This is a genomic window from Nonomuraea sp. NPDC004702, assembly GCF_053601695.1.
This window is the reverse complement of record NZ_JBSGCE010000147.1, coordinates 1-9,225: the sequence shown is the minus strand read 5'-3', so window position 1 is coordinate 9,225 and position 9,225 is coordinate 1. Positions and strand designations below refer to the sequence as shown.

Annotated in this window: 10 protein-coding genes and 1 pseudogene; 8 read left to right on the top strand and 3 right to left on the bottom strand. The window is 74.6% G+C overall.

The window, feature by feature from the left end; all coding sequences use genetic code 11:
- The 5 genes and pseudogenes from ACWEJ6_RS53630 to ACWEJ6_RS53610 all read left to right on the top strand — a co-directional run.
- Positions 1 to 192, top strand: a pseudogene (locus ACWEJ6_RS53630) (ADP-ribosylglycohydrolase family protein); the annotation flags it as partial.
- On the top strand, positions 189 to 1,328 hold the full coding sequence (locus ACWEJ6_RS53625; RefSeq protein ID WP_358285534.1) for an ADP-ribosylglycohydrolase family protein: 1,140 nt from the start codon (positions 189 to 191) through the stop codon (positions 1,326 to 1,328). The pseudogene ACWEJ6_RS53630 and the gene ACWEJ6_RS53625, both read left to right, overlap by 4 nt.
- Positions 1,325 to 2,665 carry an ADP-ribosylglycohydrolase family protein gene (locus ACWEJ6_RS53620; RefSeq protein WP_452433428.1) on the top strand — a complete coding sequence of 447 codons (1,341 nt, stop codon included), beginning with the start codon at positions 1,325 to 1,327 and terminating at the stop codon, positions 2,663 to 2,665. The genes ACWEJ6_RS53625 and ACWEJ6_RS53620 overlap by 4 nt, the downstream gene beginning before the upstream one ends.
- Complete coding sequence (gene rbsK / locus ACWEJ6_RS53615; RefSeq protein ID WP_452433427.1) at positions 2,662 to 3,555, top strand: ribokinase; 894 nt, start codon at positions 2,662 to 2,664, stop codon at positions 3,553 to 3,555. The genes ACWEJ6_RS53620 and rbsK overlap by 4 nt, the downstream gene beginning before the upstream one ends.
- Before the next feature lie 58 nt (positions 3,556 to 3,613).
- The gene (locus tag ACWEJ6_RS53610; RefSeq protein WP_352361234.1) at positions 3,614 to 3,832 is read left to right on the top strand and encodes a hypothetical protein; all 219 of its coding nucleotides are present in this window, start codon (positions 3,614 to 3,616) and stop codon (positions 3,830 to 3,832) included.
- A 45-nt stretch (positions 3,833 to 3,877) separates the two neighbouring features.
- Here ACWEJ6_RS53610 and ACWEJ6_RS53605 read toward each other — a convergent pair whose 3' ends face one another.
- A complete protein-coding gene (locus ACWEJ6_RS53605) occupies positions 3,878 to 4,576 on the bottom strand; it encodes a FadR/GntR family transcriptional regulator (RefSeq protein WP_387664893.1) in 699 nt (232 codons plus the stop codon).
- A 202-nt stretch (positions 4,577 to 4,778) separates the two neighbouring features.
- On the opposite strand from ACWEJ6_RS53605, the gene ACWEJ6_RS53600 reads away from it, so the two are divergent.
- Positions 4,779 to 6,455, top strand: coding sequence for a 2-isopropylmalate synthase (locus ACWEJ6_RS53600; protein ID WP_452433430.1), 1,677 nt, complete (start codon positions 4,779 to 4,781; stop codon positions 6,453 to 6,455).
- Here ACWEJ6_RS53600 and pyrF read toward each other — a convergent pair.
- Positions 6,436 to 7,242, bottom strand: coding sequence for an orotidine-5'-phosphate decarboxylase (gene pyrF, locus ACWEJ6_RS53595; RefSeq protein ID WP_452433425.1), 807 nt, complete (start codon positions 7,240 to 7,242; stop codon positions 6,436 to 6,438). The genes ACWEJ6_RS53600 and pyrF overlap by 20 nt on opposite strands.
- Positions 7,243 to 7,369: 127 nt before the next feature.
- On the opposite strand from pyrF, the gene ACWEJ6_RS53590 reads away from it, so the two are divergent.
- Positions 7,370 to 7,846, top strand: coding sequence for a DUF2283 domain-containing protein (locus ACWEJ6_RS53590; protein ID WP_387664898.1), 477 nt, complete (start codon positions 7,370 to 7,372; stop codon positions 7,844 to 7,846).
- Between the two features lie 21 nt (positions 7,847 to 7,867).
- Here the strand turns inward: ACWEJ6_RS53590 and ACWEJ6_RS53585 are convergent, their stop codons facing one another.
- Positions 7,868 to 8,251 carry a hypothetical protein gene (locus ACWEJ6_RS53585; protein ID WP_452433423.1) on the bottom strand — a complete coding sequence of 128 codons (384 nt, stop codon included), beginning with the start codon at positions 8,249 to 8,251 and terminating at the stop codon, positions 7,868 to 7,870.
- A gap of 50 nt (positions 8,252 to 8,301) precedes the next feature.
- Here ACWEJ6_RS53585 and ACWEJ6_RS53580 point away from each other — a divergent pair, with 50 nt between their 5' ends.
- Positions 8,302 to 9,105, top strand: coding sequence for an HAD-IIB family hydrolase (locus ACWEJ6_RS53580; protein WP_452433421.1), 804 nt, complete (start codon positions 8,302 to 8,304; stop codon positions 9,103 to 9,105).
- The last annotated feature ends 120 nt before the right edge of the window (positions 9,106 to 9,225 follow it).

Sequence of the window (9,225 nt, the reverse complement as noted above, 5' to 3'; positions counted from 1 at the left end):
GTCCCGGCCGCCGCCTGCCTGTCGGCGCTCGCCGACTCGGCGCCCGCGCTGACCGGCGCGCTGGCGGGGGCCGCCAGGGGGTACGGCGCGATCCCGGAGGGGTGGCTCGCGCCGGCCCGCACGCTGGCGGGCTGCTGCCTGCCGGAGCTGGCGGGCAAGGATCTGATCGAACTGACGAAGGGAATCGCATGACGCCGCTTGAGGACAGGGCCACTGGCTGCGTGGCGGGGGCGGCGGTCGGTGACGCGCTGGGCGGCGCCACCGAGGGCTGGACTCCCGAACAGATCGTGGAGCGGTACGGGGGCCGCGTCGAGGGCATCGTGCCGCCGTACAACGAGGACTGGCGCAACGCCCGGCCGATCGCGCCGTACCACAAGGGCGACGGGCACATCACCGACGACACCCTGATGACGCACGCCCTGATCCGCGTGTACGAGAAGGTCGGCGGGCATCTGGGCGCGTACGCGATGGCCGACCACTTCGTGCCGGAGCTGATGGGCGAGCGGCGATGGATCCCCGAGCTGGAGGCCGAGGCGCTGCCGCTGCAGCGGATCTTCCTGGCCGAGAAGTGGATCGTGGCCCGCCTGCACTACGGGCACGTCGACCCGCGCGAGGCCGGCGTCGGCAACATCGTCAACTGCGGCGCGGCCATGTACGTCGCGCCCGTCGGCATCGTCAACGCCGCCGACCCCGACGCCGCCTACGCCGAGGCCGTCGACCTGACCGGGGCCCACCAGTCCAGCTACGGACGCGAGGCCGCCGGCGTGATGGCCGCCGCCGTCGCCGAGGCCATGCGGCCGGGCGCCACGGTCGACTCCGTGGTCGCCGCCTGCCTGCGCCTGGCCAAGGACGGCACCCGCGCCGCCATCGAGGCGGTCTGCGAGGCCGCGGCCGGCGTCGGCCACTGGGACGGCTCCTTCGAGGTGCTGCGCGCCGCCGTACGGCCCTTCGACACGGTCGCCGACACCTACCGCGACCAGGGGCTCGGCGCGCGCCGGCCGAGCCGGGTGCACAGCATCGAGGAGCTGCCGCTGGCGCTGGGCTTCCTGGTCGCGGCCAAGGGCGACTTCCGCGACACCGTGCTCGGCGGCGTGAACTACGGCCGCGACGCCGACTCGATCGCCTCCATGGGCGGAGCGATCGCGGGCGCCCTCGGGGGGCTGTCCGCGGTGCCCGCGCAGTGGGTGGAGCAGGTGGGGGCGGCCAGCCGTACCGACCTGGTCGCGCCCGGCCTGGCGATCGCCGAGGTGGCGCGCCGGGTGCACGCCGACGACCTGGCGCGGCGGCGCGCCCACGAGGCCGCCTTCGCCGAGCTGGACGCTCGATGATCAGGCTCACCTGGGTCCAGCCGGAGGACCTGGTCGGCCACGAGCTGCGCCAGGCCGGCGAGGACGGCAGGGGCGACCTGGCGCAGGTGCGCGAGCTGGCCGGACGGTGGCACGCGGCGGGCGGCCACGACGCCCCGCCGCGCGCCGGCGCCTCCGAGGCCGCCGCGGCCCGGCTGCGTCCCTTGGCCGAGAGCCTGCTGGACGAGCTGGCCGCGATCCCCTCGCCGCTGGCCGAGCCCTCCGAGCTGGACGCCATCGTCGCCGCCTGCCCCGACTGGCCCGCGGCCGGGACCGCGGCGAAGGCGGACCCGGCGCGGCTGCTGGGCGCCTGGCAGGGACGGGCGGCCGGCTGCGTGCTGGGCAAGCCGGTGGAGAAGATCCCGCGCGCGGGCATCAGGCAGATTGCCGAGGCCACCGGCAACTGGCCGATCACCGGCTGGTTCACCGCCGAGGGCCTGCCGGAGGAGATCGCGCGCAGGTGGCCGTGGAACCGGCGCAGCGCGGTCAACTCGCTGGCCGAGAACATCGACGGCATCCCCGAGGACGACGACCTCAACTACCCGCTGCTGGCGCTGTCCGTCCTGGAGCGGCACGGCCGCGGCTTCACCACCGAGGACGTCGCCAAGCTGTGGCTGGACGAGCTGCCGGCCGGCCGCACGTTCACCGCCGAGCGGGTCGCCTACCGCAACCTGCTCGACGGCTTCGAGCCGCCGGAGACGGCCACCCGCCGCAACCCGTTCCGCGAGTGGATCGGCGCCTTCATCAGGACGGACGTCTACGGCTGGGCCAACCCCGGCGACCCCGCCACGGCCGCCGAACTGGCCTGGCGCGACGCCCGGCTGACCCACACCGCCAACGGGATCTACGGCGCGATGTTCGTCGCGGCCATGTGCGCCGCCTCGCTGGTCGCCGGCTCGGCGCGGGAGGCCGTGGAGGCGGGCCTGTCGGTCGTGCCGCGCGACTCCCGCCTGCACGAGGCGGTCAGCCTGGCCGTCGCCGACGCCGCCCGCGAGCCGGACTTCGAGCGTGTCATCGACCTGCTGCACCAGCGGCATGGCACGCTGCACTGGGTGCACACGATCAACAACGCCGCGCTGGTCGCCGCCACGCTGATCCACGGCGCGGGCGACTTCACCGCCACGGTCGCGGGCGCGGTCGCCGGCGGCTGGGACACCGACTCGGCCGGGGCCACGGCGGGGTCCGTGGCGGGCGCGCTGAACGGCGGCGTACCGGACCGCTGGCTCATGCGCGACAGCCTGGCCAGCAGCCTGACCGGCTTCGACGGGGTGGGGCTCGGCGAACTGGCGCGACGTACACAGGAGATGATGGCCCCATGATCTCGGTTTTCGGCAGCGCCAACATGGACCTCGTCGCGTACGTATCCCAGGCCCCCAAGCGGGGCGAGACGGTCACCGGTCACCGGTTCAGGACCGTGCCCGGCGGCAAGGGCGCCAACCAGGCCATCGCCGCGGCCCGTGTCGGCGCGCAGGTGGCCTTCCTCGGCGCGGTCGGCGACGACGCCTTCGGGGCCGAGATGCGCTCCACCCTGGCCGAGGCCGGCGTGGACGTCCGCGGCCTGCGCCAGGTGCCCGGCCCCAGCGGCATCGCGCACATCGTGGTCGACGACGCCGGCGGCAACTCGATCATCGTCGTGCCCGGCGCGAACGGCACCGTGACCGGGCCGTCCGGCGGCGACCTGGCCACGATCGCCGGGTCGCGGGCCCTGCTGCTCCAGCTCGAACTGCCCATGGAGGCCGTCGTGGCCGCCGCGGAGGCGGCCCGGGTCTCCGGGGTGCCCGCCGTCCTGACCCCGGCGCCCGCGCAGCCGCTGCCCGACGAGCTGCTCGACGCGGTCACCATGATCGTCCCGAACGAGCACGAGGCCGCCGACATCACCGGCCAGGCCGACCCCGACGCCGCCCTCGACGCGCTCCTCGAACGCGTCGAGGAGGCCGTCATCACGCTGGGCTCGCGCGGCGCGCTCTACGGCGCGCGCTCGGGCGAGCGGCTGCGGGTGCCCGCGATCGAGGTCAAGGCCGTGGACACCACGGCCGCCGGTGACACGTTCGTCGGCGCGCTGGCGGTCGCGCGGGCCGACGGCCTGGCCCCGGCCGAGGCGCTGCGCTTCGCCTCGGTGGCGGCGGCGCTGTCGGTGCAGCGGGCGGGCGCCAGCACGTCGATGCCGGTCAGGGCCGAGATCGAGGACGCGTTGCGGGAGCTGTCCTAGCCCGTCCCTTGACGTCCGGCCGGGCGTCAAGGGACGCCGTCACGGGCAGGTGGGGGCCATGAACCGAAAGCCCGACGACCTGCCCGCGGCGGTGGGAGGCGTGGAAGGGGAGAGCGACGTGGTCGCCGAGCGGTCCGCCTCAGGATCGCCCAGGACCCGCCGCCCCCTGTCCGCGGACCCGCCCGACGAGCTGGAGGAGCCCGTCCCGGAGGAGCCGCCCGAGGAGGACGACGAAGGCGAGGACGTCATCCGCCCCGACGCCGGCCCCACCGCCTGACCTGCCGCCTGCTGCACCCCCCGGGACCGCCTACCCTGGCGATGGTCAGGCGCCGGGTGCGGCGTGCAGCCGGGCGAGGGTCTGCTCCAGCTCGGCCTGCAGCAGGTCGCCGGCCGCCGTCGCGTCGCCGTCGCGGACCGCCGCCACCAGCGCGGCGTGCGCGTCGTGCCCCGGGTTGCGGTCGTGCCCGCGCAGCTCCAGCAGCCCCACCATGTCGATCAGCCCCTCCCGCAACGCCGGCGCGAACTCGGCGAACAGGTCCGTGAGCACCGGGTTGCCCGCCGCCGCCACGACCGCCGCGTGCAGCGCGATGTCGGCGTCGACGAACGCCGCGTCGTCCTCGCCCGCCGCCCGTTCGCGGGCCTGGAGCGCGGCCTCCATCGCCGCGACGTCCTCGTCGGTACGCCGGGCCGCCGCCAGCCTGGCCGCCTGGGTCTCGACCATCATGCGGACCTCGTAGACGTCGGTGATCGCGGCCCGCCGCAGCCGCGCCGGCCAGTCCTCGGCCGGCTCCGAGGCGATGACGAACACCCCCGAGCCCTGACGGGCCCGCACGAGCCCCGCCCCGGCCAGCGCCCGCAGCGCCTCGCGGACCGTGGACCGGCCCACCCCGAGCGTCTTGGCCAGCGCGTTCTCGCCGGGCAGCCGGGTGCCGACCGGCCAGTGGCCCGCGGTGATCTGCTCGCGCAGGTGCTGGACGGCCTGGTCGACCAGGGGGCTGCGGCGGAGGGCGCCGAGCGGCATGCGTACCTCTCAGGTTGTCTGAGGACCTGTGTTGTGGTTAGTGTAGCCGCCATGTCGTCGTACGGTCTCCTTCTTCTCGGCCGCCGCGGCGGGGCCTGACCGGACCGGCACCCCGCCGCGGCGTGCGAGGTGCTGCCGGTCGTCCGACCGCCGAAGAAGGAACGAAGACGTGTACGCATGGAACCGGCAGCGCCCCAGCGCGATGCCCTCTCACCGTTACCGGCCCGCCCACGAGCGGGTCGAGGTGCCCGTGACCGGCGAGCGCGCCTGGCCCTCGCGCCGCATCACCGCCGCCCCCCTCTGGGTCCCGGTCGACCTGCGCGACGGCAACCAGGCGCTGGCCGAGCCGATGGACCCGGCGCGCAAGCGCCGCCTGTTCGACCTCCAGGTGCGCATGGGCTTCAAGGAGATCGAGGTCGGCTACCCGTCGGCCAGCAGGCTCGACTTCGACTTCCTCAGGGAGCTGGCCGAACCCGGCGCGGTGCCCGACGACGTGACCGTGGTGGCCTTCACCGCCGCCCGGCAGGACCTGATCGAGCGGACCTTCGAGTCGATCCGCGGCCTGCCCGACGTGGTCGTGCACCTCTACACCGCGACCGCGCCCACCTGGCGGAACGTGGTGCTCGGCCACGACCGCGACGCCCTGCGCAAGCTCGTCCTGGACGCGGCCGGCCAGGTCGCCCGCCTGGCCGACGGGCTCCCTGTGCGCTTCGAGTTCTCGCCCGAGGTGTTCAACCTCACCGAGCCCGACTACGTGCTGGAGATCTGCAACGAGCTGACCGCCCTCTGGGACGCCTCCCCGGACCGCCCGGTGATCCACAACCTGCCCGCGACCGTCGAGATCGCCACCCCCAACGTGTACGCCGACCAGATCGAGTACATGCACCGCCACCTCGACCGCCGCGACTCGGTGATCCTGTCGGTGCACCCGCACAACGACCGCGGCACCGGCGTGGCCTGCGCCGAGCTGGCCGTGCTCGCCGGCGCGCAGCGGGTGGAGGGCTGCCTGTTCGGCAACGGCGAGCGCACCGGCAACGTCGACCTGGTGACCCTCGCGCTCAACCTGCACTCCCAGGGCGTCGACCCGATGATCGACTTCTCCGCCATCGACGAGATCCGGCGCGTCGTCGAGCACTGCAACCGCCTGCCCGTGCACGACCGCCACCCCTACGCCGGCGACCTGGTCTACACCGCCTTCTCCGGCACCCACCAGGACGCCATCGGCAAGGGCCTGGCCCACCACGCCGCGCGGGCCGCCGAGCTGGGCGTGCCGCCGGAGCAGGCGCCGTGGGAGGTGCCGTACCTGCCCATCGACCCGGCCGACGTGGGACGCGGCTACCAGGCGGTCATCCGGGTCAACAGCCAGTCGGGCAAGGGCGGCATCGCGTACCTGCTGGGCGCCCGCCACGGCCTCGACCTGCCGCGCCGCCTGCAGATCGACTTCGCCGCGACGGTGCAGCGGGCCACGGACGACAGCGGCGAGGAGATCACCGCCGACGAGCTGTGGACGCTCTTCCACGCCACCTACATCGCGCCCGGCGAGCGCTCCGGGTTCGCCTCCTGGCGCACGGCCGAGACCGCGCCGGGAACGCACGAGTTCGAGGGCGTCCTGGAGTCGGGGCGGGTGCTGCGCGGCACCGGCAACGGGCCGCTGTCCGCGCTGACCGCCGCGCTGGCCGGGGACGGCGTCGAGGTCGACGTCCTGCACTACGCCGAGCACGCCGTGGACCCGGGGACGGGCAGCAGCGCCGTCGCGTACGTGGAGGCCCGGGTCGGAGGCGTGACCGGCTGGGGCGCCGGTCAGGACACCTCCGTGCTCTCCGCGTCGGTACGGGCGGTGCTGGCCGCCGTCGAACGGCTCAGTACGTCAGGTACGTGACGCACTCGTCCCGGTACTGCAGGGTCCTCGACCGCAGCCGTCGCGGGTCGGCCAGCACGGCCCGGGAGACCGACGGCACGACGGAGCCGCGTATCGGGGCGAACAGCCGGGCCACGTCGGCGGGTGAGGCGCCCTGCGCGCCGAGCCCGGGAGCCAGGATCGGGCCGTTGAGGTCGGCCAGGGAGTGGTCGAGCGCGGGCAGCGTGGCCCCCATGACCACTCCCACCGGCCCGAACGGCTCGTGACCCGCGTTGGCCGCGGCGGCCCCGGCGATCACCAGGTCGGCCACCCGCTGCTGCAGCCCGGCCGCCGCCGGGTTGGAGGTGCGGGCCAGCACGAAGACGCCGGCGTCGTTGGCCACCGCCGAGGTGATCGCCACCTCCAGCGAGCCGAACCCCAGGTAGGGGCTGAGCGTCACCGCGTCGGCGGCCAGCGGGCTGCCCTGATCGAGGTAGGCCTCGGCGTAGGCGGCCATGGTGGTGTCGACGTCGCCGCGCTTGACGTCGAGCAGCACCAGCGTGCCGGCCTCGCGCAGATCGGCGATGGTGCGTTCCAGGACGGCGACGCCGCGGCTGCCCCAGCGCTCGTAGAAGGCCGACTGCGGCTTGACCACGGCGGCCACGTCGCTGATCGTGTCGGCCACCGTGCGGCTGAAGTGCTCAAGGCCGCCCGGTGAGTCGTCGAGGCCCCAGGCGTCGAGCAACGCCGGGCTCGGATCGATGCCCACACAGAGCGGGCCGAATTTGTCCAGCCTGGCACGCAGGCGTGTGCCGAACGACTCGTTCATCTAGGCCCCCTTGCGACCCTAACGCACACTAACCCGCCGCCGCCGGAAGCCGGAACGCATCGGCCCCGGATGATATGGCTCGTGCCGTGGGTCTTCCGGAAGCGGGCGCCTGGGTAGATGATGCGGCATGTACGAGATCGCCCAGCGGGTGCTGGTGCTGGAGACCGTCCCGCCGCGCGAGGTGACCGTCGCCGTCGGCATGCCGTACGAGGAGGCGGGGGAGTGGTCGTGCCCGTACCGGATCGACGGGCTGGCCGGGTGGGAGCACGAGCGCCGGGCGACCGGGCGCGACTCGCTGGAGGCGGTCGAGGTGGCGCTGGCCATGGTACGCGCGGCGCTGGCCGGCTCGCACGAGGCCAAGGAGGGCCTGCTCCGGCCGGACGACGCCCCGCCGGACCGCCAGCTCACCCGGACCGTGTACGTCAGCTGGAACAAGGAACAAGACATCGCCTATATCGCGATGAAACACGAAATCGTGCCAGGTGAGGCGGTACGGCAGACCGTCTCGGAGGACGTCGTCCTCGACTACGGCGCCTCGGGCGACCTGCTCGGCCTGGAGCTGCTCAACGCCGCCACCCGCCTCCCCGCCGAGATGCGCCTCTGAGAGCTCCGGACGCGCGGCCGCTCAGCCCGTCAGCAGCCAGCGCCAGCGCGGCAGTTCCAGCACCACCGTGACCACCGCCAGCACGGTGACCACCGCCGCCACGACCGCGTGCCAGGCCACCCACGCCGCCGCCACCCCCACGACGAGCTGGAGGGCGACCAGCCCGACGGTCACGAACCCGGGCACGGCGACCAGCACGCTCCGCTTGTCGCCGGGCGTGGCGAACACCGTCGGCAGGCCGATCAGCACCACGACCGACAACACGGCCAGCCACACCGAACCGGGAAGCAGCGCCCACGGCGTCGCGACCCAGGCGACCAGCTCCGACGCGAACCGGAAGGCGGAGGCGACCCGGTCGTCCGGACGCGGCCCGGATCGGGCGAAACGCCCCGAATTGGAAGACACGAGGGCACCCTACTCCTGCCCCCCTCCCGGCCGGGATCTACGGTGGGGACGTGACCTCCGCCACCCCGCCCCGCATCGTGGCCACCGATCTCGACGGCACCCTCCTGACCTCCGCCGGAGTCGTCTCCCCGCGCACCCGGCAGGCCCTGGGCCTGGCCCGCGCCGCCGGAGCGGAGATCGTCTTCGTGACCGCCCGCCCGCCGCGCTCCATCCACGCCATCGCCGGCCAGGCGGGCCTGACCGGCCTGGCGATCTGCAGCAACGGCGCCCTCCTGTACGACCTGGCCGCCGCGCGGATCGTGGCCAGCCGCACGATCGAGCCCCAGGCCGCCAGGAAGGTGGCCGACAGCCTGGCCGCTGCCCTGCCCGGGGCGGCCTTCGCCGTCGAGACCGGCACGGGCGTGCTCACCGAGGCCGGCTACACCAGACGGGTCGAGCACGACGTGGCGCACTACCGGGAGGTGGCCTCGGCGTGCGAGGCGGGCGAGCCGATCGTCAAGCTCCTGGTGCTCTCGTCCGCGCACACCCTCGACGAGATGTCGGCCCTGGCTGCGGCGGCCGTGGGGGAGCTGGCCGAGGTCACCCACTCCGGGGTGCCGGGGCTCCTGGAGGTCAGCGCGCTGGGCGTGACCAAGGCGGGCATGCTGGCCGAGCTGTGCCTGGCACGCGGCGTCGCGCCCGCCGAGGTGGTGGCGTTCGGCGACATGCCCAACGACCTGGCCGTGCTGACCTTCGCCGGGGCCGGCTACGCGATGGCCAACGCCCACCCGCTGGTGCTGGCCACGGCCGGGCACCGCACGTCCTCCAACGACGAGGACGGCGTGGCCGAGGTCCTCGAACGACTCTACGGCTGACCCGGCCGGGGTTCCCGAACGCCTCTACGGCTGACCGGCTTCTTGGCGGCCGGCTCGGCCTCAGCGGCGCCCACGACCGCGGTCACGGTCTCGGGCTGCTGCTCTTTGGCGGCCGCTGCC